Genomic DNA, 16,706 nt, shown 5'->3' with positions numbered 1-16,706 from the left:
ATATTTTCTGTCATTTCATAAGAAATAGATGATGTGAGGTATTTAAGCGATGGTCAGGTAAGAGGACATTATTATTTTATAAAGGAGAACATGCGATGAAGAAGAAAGCAGGAACAGTACTGGCGGTTTTTATTTTTTTGATTTTGGCAATTTTTGCTCTTTTTAGTCGACAGCAAACTAAAAAAGCAGCAGCTGCAAAGAAAACAGTGACGATTGTTGCTGCGACCGGCGGAGCCCCCAAACCTTTTACCTTTGTTAAAAATGATAAATTGACAGGGCACAATATTGAATTATTAAAGGCCATGTTTAAAAAGCTGCCTCAGTATCAATTAAAAATCGAAAAGACAAAATTTGAATCTATTTTTTCAGGTCTTAATTCAGATCGCTATCAAATTGGTGTGAATAATTTTGCTAAAAATGCTGAGCGTGAGAAAAATTATCTTTTTACAGATCCCATTTTTAAAAATGCCTATGTTGTTATTTTTAAGAAAAATAGTCCTTTAACTAAGAAGGTTGATTCATGGTCAGATTTAAATGGTCTGTCAACTGTTGGCTCAACAGGCGTTAATACGACAACTGCCATTGAAGAATACAATAAAAAACATACTCATAAAAAAATTGATTTTCATTATTCAGCGGAGGATTTGGCATCACAACTGCGCTCTATTGAAAGTGGCAAATATGATTTCTTGTTGATGGATAAGCCGATGTTTGATTATTATCAAAAAGAATTTAAATATAATCTGGAAACAAAGTCTGTCTCTGGCTCTCTTAAAAAGGAACTTTTAGCAGAACCTTACAGTTATTTAATTGTTTCAAAAGGTAATCAAAGACTTGTTAAAGATATCAATAAAGCTTTAAAAGAAGTTGTCAAGGATGGGACTTCTAAGAAAATTAATGAAAAATATTTTGGAGAGGATTATTCTCCAACGTATAAGTAGGATGGGAAACATATGACTTTTAAGTATACGATTGAAACAGATCCAAATAAAATTGATTATAAGCAAGCAGCAAAAATTTTAGAGAAAGTTGGACTGATTAGTGAACCCAATGAGAACAAACAAGAACAAGCTTTTAAAAACAGTGATGTGACTGTTTTTATCAAAGATGAACAGCGAATTATTGGCCTTGGCAGAGCTCTGAGTGATGGTGTTTCTCAGGCTGCCATTTACAATATTGCTGTTGATCCAGACTATCAGAAACAACATGTGGGTCACACGATAATACTTTACTTATTGGAGCAACTAAAAGGTTTAAATATTATTCTTTACACCCATCCGCAAACTCTAACGCTTTATGAAAAATATGGCTTTCGACGCAATAAGACAGCCTTTGCTCATTTTCAAGCGGGAACAGCAGAAGATCTTCAATGGATGGAAGAAGAAGGTTTCTTTTTACCAGAAGGTTTTCGATTCAACGATGAGAAGGGGAGGTATTGAGAGATGAAAAGGTTTTTCCGATACTTAAAAAATCAGCTGATTTACAAACGTTTTTATACAACATCAAATCATAAGCTTACAGTTAAATCGTTTTGGATTTGAAAGAAATGAATGTTATAGAAACCACTTTTGGGAAGAAGGTGATGTCTGATATGCCGACTGAATTTGTTGCTAAGGAAGTTGATAAGAGTGGGCGTTTTATTCGTCAGAGAAACCGGTTCACCACTTCGTTTGGTGATAAAGAAGGTCAACTTCCTGTTGAAAAAAATCGCTATCGTCTATTGGTATCTTATGCTTGTCCATGGGCTCATCGCCAGTTAATCGTATTGAAATTATTGGGTCTAGACGATGTTATTAGTATTGGTGTTGTAGATCCTATTCGTCCGACAGATGTGGAGCGAACGGATTGGGCTTTCACCTTGGATGAAGAAGGGGTAGACCCTGTTTTAAAAATTCATTATCTTAGTGATATTTATTTAAAAACGGATCCTACTTATCAAGGGCGTTTTACAGTACCAGCTGTTGTAGATCTTAAAACAGATCAATTGGTTAACAATGATTATTTCAATCTGACCCGTTACTGGGAAACGCAATGGACAGCTTTTCATAAACCAGATGCTCCCCTTCTCTACCCTCAGGCTTTGCAAAGCCAAATTGATGACTTGAATGACATCATTTTTCATGAGATCAATAATGGTGTTTACAAGGCGGGTTTTGCGACCAGCCAAGAAGCCTATGAAGAAAATTTTGACCTTGTCTTTAATCGTCTGGATTGGTTGGAAAAGCGTTTAGGACAATCGCGTTATTTGTTTGGAAATCAGTTAACGGAATCGGATATTCGTTTGTATGTTACCCTAGCTCGTTTTGATGTTGCTTATTATAATGGTTTTAATCTTAATCGCAATCGTTTGGTTGATTTTCCTAATCTTTGGGCTTATGCGCGTGATTTGTACAGTATTCCCGCTTTTAAAGAAACGACACACTTTGATCACATCAAGAAACATTATCATCTCAGTGCAACCATCAATCCGCATCAAATCTTACCTAAAGGACCGGATACAAATGAATGGCGACAAGCACAAAATCGTGCTTTGCTTAGCAAAAAGGAGGCGTAAATGATAAAACCTAAATTGAGGCCCATTGAAACTAAGGTAGAAATTGATGAAAATGGAGCTTTTCAACGGCAAAAGAATCATTTTACTCAGCCTTTTGGACAGGGTGCAACTGATCTAAAAGCCGAAAGTGGAAAATACCGTCTTTTTTGGGCTAAGGGCTGTCACTGGTCGAATCGTGCTGCTATTGTCAGAGAACTTTTGGGATTGGAAGACGCTATCAGCATCAACTTGGTTGGGCATTCTAAAGAAAATGTGAAATACGGCTGGGAATTTGTCTATGATGAAGATCATAAAGATCCTGTAACAGGTGTTCAGTTTTTAAGCGAGCTTTATTATAATGCAGATCCTGATTATCAGGGGCGTTGTACAGTTCCAGCTCTTGTTGATGTGACAAGTAAAAAGGTCGTTAATAATGATTATCATCGCTTAACCAATTATTTTGAAGTGGCTTTTAAACCTTTTCAAAAGGCAGGTGCACCAGATTTGTATCCTGAGGAGCTGCGTGCGCAAATTGATGATTACAATGATAATATTCTCTTTCTCAATGTTAATAATGGCACCTATCGCATGATGTTTGCTCAATCTTTGGCAGCATATAATGAGGCTTTTGATGATTTTTACAATACTTTGGATACTATTGAAGAGTGTTTAGCCAACAACCGTTTCTTATTTGGTGATTATGTGACAGATAGTGATATTCGTCTTTTTGTGACCCTAGCTCGTTTTGATACACATTATTATCGCAATCTTGGGCCAATTAAGCATCGTATTGTGGATTATCCTAATCTTTGGGCTTATGCACGTGATTTATATAGCATCCCTGCTTTTGCTCATAATACTTATTTTCATTCCATCGCGCGTGGTTGGGATAAAGATAAGGATAAATTATTTGTGGATTTCAATTCCCGTTTTGCTGATCAAATTGATTTTGATGCGATTTGGTCCCAACCGCAAGATAGGGCAGTTTTATCGCAAACACCGGAGCAGAAATTTTTACTGCATTGATAAAAAGAATTACAGTTCTCTAAGTTAGAAACGAACATTCTGACTTAGGGAATTTTTTAGTCAGATAGGCTTTTTTGTAAATGAGTTAAGAAATTTCTTTTTGCTTAAGGTCGCTTTTTTCTCATTTTTATATTAAAATGATAATGCAATCATAATGAATAATCTTAAGAAGGGAAGTTCTAAAGTGACCGAAAAATCTGTAAAAGTAAAGTCTTATGCAAATATTGCTATTATTAAATATTGGGGTAAGACAAATACTAAAAAGATGATTCCGGCAACCAGTAGTATTTCTTTGACTTTGGAAAATATGTATACTGAAACTAGACTGACTCTTTTAAAAAATGCAGAAGCTGATGAATTTTACATTGATCATATTTTACAAAATGAAGCAGAGCACCGAAAAATCAGTAAGGTTCTGGATTTTTTCAGAAAAAAGACTCCTTTTTTTGTTAAGGTAGAGACTTCCAACAATATGCCGACGGCAGCTGGTTTATCTTCAAGTTCTAGTGGTTTATCAGCTTTGGTTAAGGCTGCCAATATATTCTTTGAAACAAATGCAACTCAGAAAGAGCTTGCCCAAATAGCCAAATTTGCTTCAGGTTCTTCTTCGCGTTCTTTTTTTGGACCTTTGACGGCATGGGATAAAGACTCAGGTGAGATTTATCCTGTACCGTCAGATTTAAAGTTAGCGATGATTATGTTGGTTTTGAACGATAGCAGAAAACCTATTTCGAGTCGTCAGGGGATGCAGCGTTGTTCAGAGACCTCAACAAATTTTGCTGATTGGATTGCCCAATCTGAAAAAGATTATGTGGCTATGTTGGACTATTTAAAAGCTGCTGACTTTGAAAAAGTCGGCGAATTAACAGAAGCTAATGCTTTAGCCATGCATGCAACAACAAGAACTGCTAATCCTCCTTTTTCTTATTTAACTAAAACTTCCTACCAAGCTATGGAAAGAGTAAAAGAACTGCGACAGCAGGGTGAAAGGTGTTATTTTACCATGGATGCAGGTCCTAATGTCAAAGTTTTGTGCCTTGAGGAAGATTTAGAGCATTTATCTAATCTTTTTGCACAAGATTATCAGATTATTGTTTCTAAAACGAAGGAACTCTAATATGGTAGATATCATTCAAGTAAAAACAGGCGGTAAACTCTATATTGCTGGTGAGTATGCTGTCTTAACTCCCGGTCAGTCGGCTATTATTAAAAACATTCCCATTTATATGACAGCTACTATCAAATCTGCCAAAGCAATTTCGATTTGGTCTGATATGTTTGCTTATCGTGTTGGTATGGCGGTTGACTCCAATTATAGCCTGATCCAAGAAACAATTACGGTTTTGGCAAATTTTTTGGGAAAAGAAGTTGCTGATTTATTCCCTTTTTCCTTAGAAATTAATGGAGAATTGGGACGCGATGGGAAAAAATTCGGGATTGGTTCTAGTGGCAGTGTCACCGTTCTAACGCTAAAAGCTCTTTCTCGTTTTTATCAGTTAGACCTATCAACAGATACTATCTTTAAGCTGGCTGCCTATACTTTAATTAAGCGTGGTGATAATGGTTCTATGGGAGATTTGGCTTGCATCACCTATGATAATTTGGTTTATTTTACAGCTTTTGACCGCCAATTAGTCAGAACTTGGATAGTATCTGATGACTTAAGAACTGTTTTAGAGAGAGATTGGGGTTATCGCATTTCGGTCTTATATCCTAAAATCGCTTGTGATTTTCTCGTTGGCTGGACCAAACAGCCCTCTATCTCAAAGGAGATGGTTAACCTTGTTAAATCTTCAATCACCCCATCCTTTTTAAAAGTCAGTCAGGAAAATGTCGAAAAACTTTCCCAAGGCTTGCTAAATGGTCAAAAAGATGTGATAAAAGAAAGTTTAGCAACTAGCAGCCAGCTCTTAGAAAATCTCAATCCAGCTATCTATACCGAACGTTTACGGCAATTAAAAGCAGCTGAGAAGGGTCTGGATGTTATTGCTAAGAGCAGTGGTTCTGGTGGCGGTGATTGTGGAATTGCTCTTTCTTTTAAAGACAGGGACAGTCACCTTTTAGTGGAACGCTGGCAAAAAGCTGGTATTGAATTGCTTTATCAAGAAAAATTATAGGAAAAATCGATGACAAATAGAAAAGATGACCATATAAAATATGCCTTAGACTATCATTCGCCATATAATAGTTTCGATGACATAGAACTCATTCATCATTCTTTACCAGATTATGATTTAGCCGAGATTGATTTGTCTACACATTTTGCTGGTCAGGATTTTGATTTTCCTTTTTATATCAACGCTATGACAGGCGGAAGCCAAAAAGGGAAAGAAGTTAATGAAAAATTAGCTCAGGTAGCAGACACCTGTGGTCTTCTTTTTGTAACAGGTTCTTACAGCGCAGCTCTTCAAAATCCAGACGATACTTCTTATCAGGTAAAAAAAGACAGGCCTCATTTATTATTAGCAACCAATATCGGCCTTGACAAACCTTATCAGGCTGGCTTACAGGCAGTTAGGGATTTACAGCCTTTATTTCTTCAGGTTCATATTAATCTTATGCAGGAGCTCCTTATGCCAGAGGGGGAACGCGAATTTAGATCTTGGAAGAAACATTTATCTGACTATGCGAAGAAGTTGCAACTTCCCCTTATTTTAAAAGAAGTTGGTTTTGGTATGGACGTTAAAACAATCCAAACCGCTATTGACCTAGGGTTTAAAACTGTCGATATTTCTGGCCGAGGCGGTACCAGTTTTGCTTATATCGAAAATAGACGTGGCGGAAATCGTTCTTATCTTAATCAATGGGGACAAACCACAGCGCAAGTTCTATTGAATGCTCAGCCGTTTATGGATAAGGTAGAAATCTTAGCTAGCGGTGGGGTTCGTCATCCGCTGGACATGATAAAAGCTTTGGTCCTTGGAGCCAAAGCGGTCGGTTTATCTCGAACGATGTTAGAATTAGTTGAGCAGCATTCTGTTCATGAAGTCATTGCTATTGTAAATGGTTGGAAAGAAGATTTGCGCCTGATCATGTGCACCCTTAACTGTCAAACGATTGCAGATCTTCGAAATGTTGACTATCTTTTATACGGGCGCTTAAGAGAAGGACAGAGACAATAATGGCTTGTTTTAAAGGTGTCATTAAGGTGGTTATCAAAATTAAATAATAAGAAAACTCCGTTTTTGAAGCGGAGTTTTAATTTTATAGCATATAGTAGACAATAGCGATATATTGCAAAGCAGAAGCCAGTAAAATAAAGAGATGCCAAATCATGTGAAAATAAGGCCTCTTTTTAGCGTAGAAGAAGGCTCCAACAGTATAAGATAAGCCGCCACCTAACATTAAAAACCAAAAAGCTAGACCAGTCTTGCTGACAATAGCTGGAATAATAAAGATAACCAGCCATCCCATCAATAAATAAAGAAAAAGGCTGAATTTATCATTAATCTTCTTAGCAAAAATCTTATATAAAATACCAAAAATAGTAGTTCCCCACTGAAGAACAATAATAAAGTAGCCTAACCAACCTCCGACTAGTGAAAGTGCAACTGGTGTATAACTTCCTGCAATAGCAATATAAATCATACTATGGTCAATAATACGAAGAACATATTTTTGTGGTGAATCGTAAGTCATAGCATGATAAACAGTTGATGACAGAAACATCAAAAAGAGACTGATGACAAAAATGGACATTCCGATCGCAGCGGCTATTCCGTAATGTTGATAACTGTAAATGGCGGAAATAGGCAGCAGGACAAGCATAATAGCTGCACCAACAGCATGTGTCACACTGTTAGCGACCTCTTCGCCAAAACTCAATTGTTTACTTAGTTTCAGAGTTTGTGTTGGACTCATTGATATCACTTCTTTCTAGTTCTAAGACAAGCTGATGTGTTTGCTGATAAAGTTTTAGAGTTTGGCAAGCCGATACCACTACAGGGGCAATGTCCTGTTTTTCATCGGTGTTCATACAGGTGACAAAATCATTGTACAGTTTTTGAGAAGCTTCATGTGCTGTTAAAGCTGTCAAAGTTTGACTGATTTCTTGTATGGAAAAAACATTTTTGAGAGCAGTAATAACAATCAAACGAGCGACCTGTTTTCGATTATATTTTTTCTTGATTGGCTTTTCAATATGACCATGTTTAACATAATTGTTAATCATAGAAGCTGTTAGTCCTTTGTCTTTAGTAGAAGAAGCAGCGTCTGTGGTCTGATTAACATAGAGCAGGACTTGGTCTAAATATAAATCAAGTTCAGGTAAATCATCCCATTTTGGATAAAGTATGCTTTCCAAATTCTTATCTCCTTAACATCTAGTCTTCATAACTAGATTATATCTTTATCGAAAATCATTGTCAAGAAAAAAGTGGGGAATAGAAAAAATATCATCTTTGCAATGATATTTTTTAAAGGATTATAATATAATGTTTTTAAATTTATCTTAAATTTTTTAAAAGAGCTTGCGCAGTTTCCAAATTTATATGCTTAGCTTTAAGAAGCTGAGAAACAAGAGCTGATACTTCTTTTTCCTTAGCGCCTGCAAGCAAGGCCAAGGACTTTGCCTGAAGTTTCATATGTCCAGCTTGGATGCCTGTGCTGGTCAAGGCCTTAAGGGCAGCAAAATTTTGAGCCAGACCTACAGCAGCAATGATAGCAGCTAATTCTTTAGCAGTCGGATTTCCAAGCAAATCATAGGCGCATTGAACCGTTGGATTTAACCCAATAGATCCTCCCTTAGTAGCAATGGGTATAGGTAGGGTTATCTTGCCCTTTAATATCTCATTTTTGTCATCATATGACCAAGTAGACAGACCACGATAATGTCCACCTCTACTAGCATAAGCATGTCCACCAGCCTCAATAGCACGCCAATCGTTACCTGTAGCTAGTACAAGAGCATCGATACCGTTAAAAATACCCTTATTGTGGGTGCTGGCTCGATAAACATCAACTTGAGCCAGTTGACTGGCTAAGTCCATTTTTCGAGCTATTTTTTTGGCTTCTGCCTTATCACGACTGAGGAAACGAAGATTAACCTGACATTGACTAGTCACTAGGGCTTCTGTTGCGTAGTTAGAAAGAATAGCCATAAGACTTTGTCCATCAGATAGCTCTTCTAAAGGAGAAACTAAGGCTTCCATCATGGTATTGACCATATTTGCTCCCATAGCCTCCTGAGTATCAACACGAAGGTAAACAATAAGAAAAGTCATCTTTCCTTTCTACAAACAAATCACAAGCACCACCCCCTCGTTTAACAATGGAAGGGTGTGCTGCATTGGCTAAAGATAGGAGTAAGGCCTTCTTGTCCAAGATATTTTTGTGTGCTTTATCAAAATCAGCCACATCATAAAGAGCCACTTGGCCAAGCATTTGACGATTATGAATTTTAGTAGAAAAACCACCAGAACGTTTGATAATTTTAGCTGCAAAACTAGCTGCTGCAACAACAGAAGGCTCTTCAGTTACAAAAGGAACCTGATATTCCTTCCCATCAATAAGGAAATCTGGTGCTAGGGCGAAAGGCAGCGAAAAGGTTCCTAAGACATTTTCGACCATTTGATTGGCAGTCTCTAAAGGTAATTGTTGATTTTGACAGAGTTTTTTCAACTCTTCTGTGCTTAGCAGCTGATTTTTTTCTAAATGTTTCAGGCGTTCTTGCAATGTTTTTTAGAAAAACCTGACCAGTTCATTTTTTTAGGATTCATTGACTTTACCATAGATTCTTTGATGTTCAAGGATCTTTTTTAAGGCAAAAGGTCCTGTCTGATATTCTTTAAAAGAAGCATTTCCTTTGTCATCAAGTTGAGCCTTTTCAAAAAAGATTTTCTCATAATCCTCAACAGATAGGGGAATCCGTCTTTTGAGTTTGTCAAGACGATTAGTCTGTAGCTGTTCTTTGAAACCTTCAGCCAGTACTCCTGTAAAAATTTCAGCAACAGCCCCGCTACCATAGCTAAAAAGAGCAATCTTATCACCAGCCACAAGATTTTGACTATTTTCCAAAAGAGAAAGGAGTCCCAAAAAGAGTGAACCTGTATAGATATTTCCGATTTGCTTACTATAAAGAATGGAAGCTTCAAAATTCACCTTAAGTTTTTCCTGCAAATCAGATGGTAGATGCTTATCCATGATTTTATTGAAGCCTTTAAGGGCTAGTTTAGGAAAAGGAAGGTGGAAGCAAAAAGCCGCAAAATCAGCTATAGAAGTATCAAAACGTTTTTGGTATTCTGCCCAAGTCGTTTTTAGCATGTCCAAATATTGTTTGGTAGAATACATGCCATTAACATAAGGGGTTGTCGCATAATTTGGCCGCCAAAAATCCATAATATCACGTGTCTGAGCTAAGGTCTCATCATGAAGAATAAGAATACGGGGATCTTTTTTGACCAGCATGGCAATGCTGCCGGCTCCTTGAGTGGATTCTCCGGGAGTTCCAATCCCGTATTTGGCAATATCGCTAGCAAGAACAAGCACACGCGTGTCAGGATGTTTTTCTACATGCAGTTTAGCATAGTTGAGAGCTGCAGTAGCACTGTAGCATGCCTCTTTCATCTCAAAGCTGCGTGCAAAAGGCTGAATACCTAACAAGGAATGCACATAAACAGCTCCAGCCTTACTTTGATCAACGCTGGATTCGGTAGCCAAAATGACCATATCAATTTTTTCTTTATCCTCTGCAGTCAGAATTTCATTGGCTGATCCGGCTGCTAGGGTGACAATGTCGTCGGTAATGGGAGCGATGCTAAGAGCATCCAGCAAAAGTCCTTTGCTGAATTTTTGGGGATCTTCGCCACGGGCTTCAGCTAAATCTTTCATATTCAGGACATATTGGCTGCTTGTAAAACCAATTTTATCAATCCCAATTCTCATAAGTCAATCCTTCTTTTCTTTTTATCTGGTTTCTTTTTTGTAAAATGTCATAGTTATTTTATCACAATTTAAACTAAAGGTAATGAATAAACTTTTAAAGATTCAGCTTTTGAGAGAATCTGTCAGATCAGACGAAACCTATTTTTTCTGCTATAATATCTAAAAGAAGTTTAAATCATTTTCTTAGAATCATAGAAGGAGAAGCAATGTCTAAGGCAGATTTTATTTTCAAAAAAAATATAAAAAAAATCTTAACCGATGGTGTCTGGAGCGAACAGGCCCGTCCTAAATATAAAAATGGCAAGACAGCCAATTCTAAATACATTACAGGCGCTTTTGCAGAATATGACCTTGCAAAAGGAGAATTTCCTATCACAACCCTTCGTCCGATTGCTATCAAGTCAGCTATCAAGGAAGTATTCTGGATCTATCAGGATCAGACCAACGAATTAGCCATCTTAAACGATAAGTACGGTGTTAAGTATTGGAATGATTGGGAAGTCAAACAGACAGGAACCATCGGAGAACGTTATGGTGCTATTGTTAAGAAACATGATATTATGAATAAAATTCTCAAACAATTGGAAGAAAATCCTTGGAATCGACGCAATGTCATCTCTCTTTGGGATTATGAAGCCTTTGAAAAAACAGAAGGTCTCCTACCTTGTGCTTTTCAAACCATGTTCGATGTTCGTCGTGTAAATGGCGAAATTTATTTAGATGCTACCTTAACACAGCGCTCTAACGATATGCTGGTTGCTCACCATATCAACGCCATGCAATATGTCGCTTTGCAGATGATGATCGCCAAACACTTTGGTTGGAAGGTTGGTAAGTTCTTCTATTTTGTCAATAATCTCCACATTTATGATAATCAATTTGAACAAGCAGAGGAATTATTGCGGAGAGAGCCAATAGTTTGTCAACCGCATTTGGTATTGAATGTCCCAGATAAAACTAATTTCTTTGATATTAAACCTGAAGATTTTGAATTATTGGATTATAAACCGGTTAAACCACAATTAAAATTTGATTTAGCTATTTAAGAATAAATATATGTCTTGACACATGTAAAAAACGTTGTATAATGATTTTAAACATTAATGACAAGGTGGCTCAAAACGGTGTCTAGAAAAGCAAGTAATATCTGGGATAATTTTAAATGGTTGTGGCAAGAAGGGAAAAAGTTAGGCTTTTGGGGGATATTACAAGCGCTATGGGAGGATTTGGTTAAAAATAGGAGTCTGTCGCAGTGGCTATACCTTTTAGCTCTTAGTTTTCCAACACTGGTTTTAGAATTTATCGCTGGAACAAGACATATTGCTGGTTTTGCGGCAGCACTTACAGGAATTCTGTGTGTTATCTTTGTTGCTGAGGGGCGTATCAGTAATTATTTCATCGGTTTTATTCATGAAATGCTCTATCTTTATCTCAGTTTTGAAAATATGTATTATGGTGAAGTTTTAACAACCTTGTTTTTCACTATCATGCAATTTGTTGGTGCTTATTATTGGCTGATTGGACATCGTGAAGGACAGGAAAAGAAAGTTGAAGTAAAGGATGTTAAATCACGAAAACTGACACCCCTAGGCTGGTTGAAATCACTTGGAATTACAATTATTGTCTGGTTGGTTTTTGGCTTTATTTATCAATCAATCGGTTCGCATCGCCCTTTTTGGGATAGTTCAACAGATGGTACCAATTGGAGCGGTCAGTTTCTGCAAACAGGCATGTACAGTGAACAATGGCTCTTTTGGATTGCGACCAATGTTCTCAGCATTTTTCTTTGGTGGGGTGCAGAACCGCATGTTATGCTCATGTATATTATTTATATGATTAATAGTATTGTTGGTTGGGTAAAATGGGAACGTGATCTTAAAATAACTCAAGAACAGTTAGCTTAAATAAAGAGTTTAAATACAATAGACAAAAATGCATTTGAGTTTTTTCAATGCATTTTTTTAGAAATTTGATAAAATAAAAAGTATGAACAATAAGCGAGAAAAGAGAATTGTTGCCATTTGGGCAGAAGATGACAGGCACTTAATTGGAGTTAAAGGCAGTCTTCCTTGGCATTTACCCAAAGAGTTAAACCATTTTAAGGAAATGACCATGGGGCAGGCTCTATTGATGGGACGCGTTACTTTTGATGGCATGAACCGCCGTGTGTTACCTGGACGTGACACCTTGATTTTAACTCATGATCCACAGTTTAAAGCAGAAGGTGTAAGCATTGTCCATAGTGTCTCAGAAGCTCTTTCTTGGTACAGGCAGCAAGACAAAAGTTTATTTATTGTTGGTGGTGCATCTATTTATAAAGCTTTTGAAAGTTATTATGATAAAATAATAAAAACATCAGTTCATGGACAGTTTGAAGGAGATACTTATTTTCCTCTAAGAGATTTTTCCGGTTTTCAGGAAATTTCTCAAGCTTTTTTTGAAAAAGATGAAAATAACAGTCATGACTTTACTGTTACTGTACTTGAGAAAAAGGAATGAGGAGATTGACTTAAGATATGCAAAGAAGTATTTTTGGTGTATTTACTGCTTTTTTATTTGTGATTTGTATTTTATGTGCTGTTCCTGCATTTAAGAAAAATCGTTACGGTTTAGGAGTGTTTTTCTTGTTAAATGCTCTGACTAATATTGTAAATACCATTCATGCTTTTTATGGAACCCTGTTTTAAGAAAATTAGAAGTTAGAGGAAAAAATGGCTGGAAATAGAACCAATGATGTCACAGTGCATTGCTCATTCTGTGGCAAAAATCAAGATGAAGTTAAAAAATTATTGCAGGTAATGGCGTTTTTATTTGCAATGAATGTGTCGAATTATCACAAGAAATTATCCGTGAAGAACTAGCAGAAGAGATATTGGCTGATCTTTCAGAAGTTCCAAAACCAAAAGAGCTGTTGGCAATACTAGACAGTTATGTTGTCGGTCAGGACCGTGCCAAACGTGCTTTAGCAGTTGCTGTCTATAATCATTATAAGCGTATCAGTTTTACTGAGAGCCAAGACGATCAAGATGTTGACTTGCAAAAATCAAATATTCTTATGATTGGACCAACAGGTTCTGGGAAAACTTTCTTAGCGCAGACTTTGGCTAAGAGTCTCAATGTGCCCTTTGCTATTGCTGATGCAACAGCCTTGACTGAAGCAGGTTATGTAGGTGAAGATGTTGAAAACATCTTGCTTAAATTGATTCAGGCAGCTGATTATAATGTTGAACGTGCGGAGCGTGGCATTATTTATGTTGATGAAATTGATAAGATTGCTAAAAAGGGAGAAAATGTTTCCATCACACGTGATGTTTCCGGTGAAGGTGTCCAGCAAGCTCTGCTTAAGATTATTGAAGGAACAGTAGCTAGTGTGCCACCACAAGGTGGTCGGAAACATCCGCAACAGGAAATGATCCAGATTGATACGAAAAACATTCTCTTCATTGTCGGCGGTGCTTTTGATGGTATTGAAGATATCGTTAAACAGCGTTTAGGTGAGAAAATTATTGGTTTCGGTCAAAATAATAAGAAGGTTGATGATAAATCGTCTTATATGCAAGAAATTATTTCAGAAGACATTCAAAAATTTGGTCTTATTCCAGAGTTTATTGGCCGTTTGCCAGTTTTAGCTGCTCTTGAGCAATTAACGGTTGATGATTTGGTTAAGATTTTGACAGAACCTAAAAATGCTTTGGTCAAGCAGTATAAGACACTTCTATCATACGATGGTGTTGAGCTTGAATTTGATCAAGAAGCACTTCAAGCGATTGCTCAAAAAGCGATTGAACGTAAGACGGGAGCACGCGGTCTTCGCTCTATTATTGAAGAAACAATGCTGGATCTGATGTTTGAAATTCCGAGTCAAGAGGATGTCACTTGCGTTCGCATTACTAAGAAAGCGGTGGAAGGAACAGACAAACCTATTCTTGAGACAGCTTCCTAAGGAGATGTGATGAGTGAATTTTTAAATACCCACAATGCCTCTATTCTTCTTAGTGCGGTCAATAAATCGCATTACCCTCAAGATGACTTACCTGAAATTGCCCTAGCTGGCCGCTCTAATGTTGGTAAATCCACTTTTATCAATACGCTGTTAGGCCGAAAAAATCTGGCTCGTACGTCTAGTAAGCCCGGAAAGACACAATTGTTGAATTTTTATAATATCGACGATAAGCTTCGCTTTGTGGATGTGCCCGGTTATGGATATGCCAAGGTTTCAAAAAAGGAGCGCGCCAAGTGGGGCAAAATGATTGAAGAGTATTTAACTAGTCGTGACAATTTACGAGCAGTCGTGAGTCTGGTTGATTTTCGTCATGATCCCAGTTCAGATGATGTACAGATGTATGATTTTTTAAAATACTATGAAATTCCTGTTATTTTAGTTGCGACAAAGGCTGACAAGGTTCCTCGCGGCAAATGGAATAAACAGGAATTTGCTATAAAAAAGAAACTTGATTTTGATTCCAATGATGCTTTTATCATCTTTTCATCAGTTGATCGGACAGGTTTGGATACATCTTGGGATGCCATTTTAGAGTCTCTTTAAATTTCCCGAGGTGAAAATAGTTAAAGAGTAGATTAGATGAAGGGTGTGATTCCTATAGACATAGTGAATCATACCTTTTTGCTTTTTTAGATAAAATAAGTCTGTGGATGCTTTGTCTAGAGTGGAGAAAAATGAAGCAATAGAAACGTTTTGATGTGTGTAAGACTACGGCTTTTTTGATAAATTAATACATCCCTCTGAATTTAATATTTCCATGTAATTAGGTGTATTCAATGAAAAATCTTGTTATAGTCTCTAACTAACGGCTTGATAGAAAATAGCTATTATCTAAGATGAGTGAATTGTGTTATGATAAAGCTATTAAGCTTTAGGAGGACTTATGGAAAACCATAATTTTGAAAATGAAGGTCAGTTTAAGCGAAAAATGACCAGCCGTCATCTCTTTATGCTGTCCTTAGGCGGTGTGATTGGAACAGGGCTTTTCTTAAGTTCAGGCTATACAATTGCTCAAGCTGGTCCCTTGGGAGCGGTGATTTCTTATTTAGTTGGTGCTATTGTCGTTTACCTTGTGATGCTTTCTTTGGGTGAATTAGCAGTAGCTATGCCTGTTACAGGTTCTTTTCATACCTATGCTACCAAGTTTATCAGTCCCGGAACTGGTTTTACCATTGCTTGGCTTTATTGGATTTGTTGGACGGTTGCTTTAGGGACAGAGTTTCTTGGTGCAGGTATGCTGATGGGACGGTGGATTCCTTATGTTCCCACTTGGGTCTTTGCGGCACTTTTTGCCTTGCTTATTTTTGGTCTCAATGCTCTCAGTGTTCGTTCTTTTGCTGAAGCAGAATCCTTCTTTTCGAGTATAAAGGTTTTAGCTATTCTTGTTTTCATTATTCTTGGCTTTGGAGCTATGTTTGGTCTGGTTTCTTTTAATGGTAAGCACGAAGCATTTCTTTTTAGTCATTTGACAGCTCATGGAGCTCTGCCAAAGGGACTGCCAGCATTAATATCAGTCATGTTGGCTGTTAATTATGCCTTTTCTGGAACAGAGCTCATCGGGATTGCAGCGGGTGAAACGAACAATCCTAAGGAGGCTGTTCCCAAGGCAATTAAAACAACAATTGGTCGTTTAGTGATTTTCTTTGTATTGACAATTGTTGTCTTAGCATCGCTTTTACCAATGAAAGAAGCAGGTGTATCCAGTGCTCCCTTTGTTGATGTTTTTGATAAGATGGGCATTCCTTTTGCTGCTGATATCATGAATTTCGTCATTTTGACAGCTATTTTGTCTGCTGGTAATTCAGGGCTTTATGCTTCCAGCCGCATGCTTTGGTCTTTGGCTAACGAAGGTATGATTAGCCAGAAGGTTGTTAAAATCAATGAACATGGTGTTCCTATGCGAGCTTTGCTCCTATCGATGGCGGGTGCTGTTTTAGCCTTGTTTTCAAGTATCTATGCGGCAGATACCGTTTATTTGGCTCTGGTGTCAATCGCTGGCTTTGCTGTGGTTGTAGTCTGGTTGTCCATTCCTATGGCACAAATTAATTTTCGTAAGGAATGGCTGAAAAGTCATACAGAAGAAGACTTGTCTTACAAAACGCCTTTTACACCAGTTTTACCATATATTACGATTGTGCTATTATTGATTTCGATCATTGGTATTGCTTGGGATGCGTCACAAAGAGCGGGTCTTTATTTCGGTATACCTTTTATCCTACTTTGCTATCTTTATTATTATTGGCGGCATAAGACATTGTAAGG

The 16,706-nt window shown here is 37.3% G+C and carries 16 protein-coding genes and 2 pseudogenes; 14 read left to right on the top strand and 4 right to left on the bottom strand.

Annotation, left to right across the window (positions count from 1 at the left end; all coding sequences use genetic code 11):
* Positions 1–95 precede the first annotated feature (95 nt).
* The 7 genes from SRT_RS05700 to fni all read left to right on the top strand — a co-directional run bounded on the left by SRT_RS05700 (position 96) and on the right by fni (position 6,681).
* Complete coding sequence (locus tag SRT_RS05700) at positions 96–941, top strand: transporter substrate-binding domain-containing protein (RefSeq protein ID WP_128833364.1); 846 nt, start codon at positions 96–98, stop codon at positions 939–941.
* Between the two features lie 12 nt (positions 942–953).
* Positions 954–1,439 carry a GNAT family N-acetyltransferase gene (locus tag SRT_RS05695; RefSeq protein ID WP_128833363.1) on the top strand — a complete coding sequence of 162 codons (486 nt, stop codon included), beginning with the start codon at positions 954–956 and terminating at the stop codon, positions 1,437–1,439.
* A 152-nt stretch (positions 1,440–1,591) separates the two neighbouring features.
* Positions 1,592–2,554 carry a glutathione S-transferase family protein gene (locus SRT_RS05690; protein WP_128834043.1) on the top strand — a complete coding sequence of 321 codons (963 nt, stop codon included), beginning with the start codon at positions 1,592–1,594 and terminating at the stop codon, positions 2,552–2,554.
* On the top strand, positions 2,555–3,559 hold the full coding sequence (locus SRT_RS05685; protein WP_128833362.1) for a glutathione S-transferase C-terminal domain-containing protein: 1,005 nt from the start codon (positions 2,555–2,557) through the stop codon (positions 3,557–3,559).
* A gap of 184 nt (positions 3,560–3,743) precedes the next feature.
* Positions 3,744–4,676 carry a diphosphomevalonate decarboxylase gene (gene mvaD, locus SRT_RS05680; RefSeq protein ID WP_128834042.1) on the top strand — a complete coding sequence of 311 codons (933 nt, stop codon included), beginning with the start codon at positions 3,744–3,746 and terminating at the stop codon, positions 4,674–4,676.
* A 1-nt stretch (position 4,677) separates the two neighbouring features.
* Entirely contained in the window at positions 4,678–5,676 is a 999-nt protein-coding gene (locus tag SRT_RS05675; RefSeq protein WP_128833361.1) for a phosphomevalonate kinase, read from the top strand.
* 9 nt (positions 5,677–5,685) lie between these two features.
* A complete protein-coding gene (gene fni / locus SRT_RS05670; protein WP_128833360.1) occupies positions 5,686–6,681 on the top strand; it encodes a type 2 isopentenyl-diphosphate Delta-isomerase in 996 nt (331 codons plus the stop codon).
* A gap of 82 nt (positions 6,682–6,763) precedes the next feature.
* On the opposite strand, the gene trhA is transcribed toward fni, so the two are convergent.
* From trhA to SRT_RS05650, 4 genes and pseudogenes are all read right to left on the bottom strand, one after another.
* Positions 6,764–7,420 (bottom strand): PAQR family membrane homeostasis protein TrhA, encoded by a 657-nt coding sequence (gene trhA / locus SRT_RS05665; protein WP_128833359.1) that lies wholly within the window; start codon positions 7,418–7,420, stop codon positions 6,764–6,766.
* A complete protein-coding gene (locus tag SRT_RS05660) occupies positions 7,389–7,862 on the bottom strand; it encodes a DUF1836 domain-containing protein (protein ID WP_128833358.1) in 474 nt (157 codons plus the stop codon). Before SRT_RS05660 ends, trhA begins: the two co-directional genes overlap by 32 nt.
* A 142-nt stretch (positions 7,863–8,004) precedes the next feature.
* A pseudogene (locus SRT_RS05655) lies at positions 8,005–9,276 on the bottom strand (hydroxymethylglutaryl-CoA reductase, degradative).
* A complete protein-coding gene (locus tag SRT_RS05650) occupies positions 9,266–10,441 on the bottom strand; it encodes a hydroxymethylglutaryl-CoA synthase (RefSeq protein ID WP_128833357.1) in 1,176 nt (391 codons plus the stop codon). Before SRT_RS05650 ends, SRT_RS05655 begins: the two are co-directional and overlap by 11 nt.
* 206 nt (positions 10,442–10,647) lie before the next feature.
* Here SRT_RS05650 and SRT_RS05645 point away from each other — a divergent pair, with 206 nt between their 5' ends.
* From SRT_RS05645 to SRT_RS05615, 7 genes and pseudogenes are all read left to right on the top strand, one after another.
* Positions 10,648–11,487, top strand: a complete 840-nt coding sequence (locus tag SRT_RS05645) for a thymidylate synthase (protein ID WP_128833356.1) — start codon at positions 10,648–10,650, stop codon at positions 11,485–11,487.
* 78 nt (positions 11,488–11,565) lie between these two features.
* Positions 11,566–12,345: a nicotinamide riboside transporter PnuC gene (gene pnuC / locus SRT_RS05640; protein ID WP_128833355.1), complete on the top strand. Its 780-nt coding sequence runs from the start codon at positions 11,566–11,568 to the stop codon at positions 12,343–12,345.
* Positions 12,346–12,427: 82 nt separating this feature from the next.
* Complete coding sequence (locus SRT_RS05635) at positions 12,428–12,940, top strand: dihydrofolate reductase (RefSeq protein ID WP_128833354.1); 513 nt, start codon at positions 12,428–12,430, stop codon at positions 12,938–12,940.
* Positions 12,941–12,957: 17 nt separating this feature from the next.
* A complete protein-coding gene (locus tag SRT_RS10425) occupies positions 12,958–13,128 on the top strand; it encodes a hypothetical protein (RefSeq protein ID WP_002262815.1) in 171 nt (56 codons plus the stop codon).
* A 24-nt stretch (positions 13,129–13,152) separates the two neighbouring features.
* Positions 13,153–14,384 (top strand): annotated as a pseudogene (gene clpX, locus SRT_RS05625) (ATP-dependent Clp protease ATP-binding subunit ClpX).
* Between the two features lie 9 nt (positions 14,385–14,393).
* Positions 14,394–14,987, top strand: a complete 594-nt coding sequence (gene yihA / locus SRT_RS05620) for a ribosome biogenesis GTP-binding protein YihA/YsxC (RefSeq protein WP_128833353.1) — start codon at positions 14,394–14,396, stop codon at positions 14,985–14,987.
* 340 nt (positions 14,988–15,327) lie between these two features.
* Positions 15,328–16,704, top strand: a complete 1,377-nt coding sequence (locus SRT_RS05615) for an amino acid permease (RefSeq protein ID WP_128833352.1) — start codon at positions 15,328–15,330, stop codon at positions 16,702–16,704.
* Positions 16,705–16,706: the final 2 nt, after the last annotated feature.

Source organism: Streptococcus troglodytae, from assembly GCF_002355215.1.
GTDB lineage: Bacteria > Bacillota > Bacilli > Lactobacillales > Streptococcaceae > Streptococcus > Streptococcus troglodytae.
Note: the sequence above shows the minus strand (reverse complement) of the source record. Positions and strands in the feature narration are given on the sequence as shown.

Bases quoted from the DNA above. Each gene is read 5' to 3' on its own strand.
- SRT_RS05700 (WP_128833364.1), top strand. From the start codon at position 96: ATGAAGAAGAAAGCAGGAACAGTACTGGCGGTTTTTATTTTTTTGATT.
- SRT_RS05695 (WP_128833363.1), top strand. From the start codon at position 954: ATGACTTTTAAGTATACGATTGAAACAGATCCAAATAAAATTGATTAT.
- SRT_RS05690 (WP_128834043.1), top strand. From the start codon at position 1,592: ATGCCGACTGAATTTGTTGCTAAGGAAGTTGATAAGAGTGGGCGTTTT.
- SRT_RS05685 (WP_128833362.1), top strand. From the start codon at position 2,555: ATGATAAAACCTAAATTGAGGCCCATTGAAACTAAGGTAGAAATTGAT.
- SRT_RS05675 (WP_128833361.1), top strand. From the start codon at position 4,678: ATGGTAGATATCATTCAAGTAAAAACAGGCGGTAAACTCTATATTGCT.
- fni (WP_128833360.1), top strand. From the start codon at position 5,686: ATGACAAATAGAAAAGATGACCATATAAAATATGCCTTAGACTATCAT.
- trhA (WP_128833359.1), bottom strand. From the start codon at position 7,420: ATGAGTCCAACACAAACTCTGAAACTAAGTAAACAATTGAGTTTTGGC.
- SRT_RS05650 (WP_128833357.1), bottom strand. From the start codon at position 10,441: ATGAGAATTGGGATTGATAAAATTGGTTTTACAAGCAGCCAATATGTC.
- SRT_RS05645 (WP_128833356.1), top strand. From the start codon at position 10,648: ATGTCTAAGGCAGATTTTATTTTCAAAAAAAATATAAAAAAAATCTTA.
- SRT_RS05635 (WP_128833354.1), top strand. From the start codon at position 12,428: ATGAACAATAAGCGAGAAAAGAGAATTGTTGCCATTTGGGCAGAAGAT.
- SRT_RS10425 (WP_002262815.1), top strand. From the start codon at position 12,958: ATGCAAAGAAGTATTTTTGGTGTATTTACTGCTTTTTTATTTGTGATT.
- yihA (WP_128833353.1), top strand. From the start codon at position 14,394: ATGAGTGAATTTTTAAATACCCACAATGCCTCTATTCTTCTTAGTGCG.
- SRT_RS05615 (WP_128833352.1), top strand. From the start codon at position 15,328: ATGGAAAACCATAATTTTGAAAATGAAGGTCAGTTTAAGCGAAAAATG.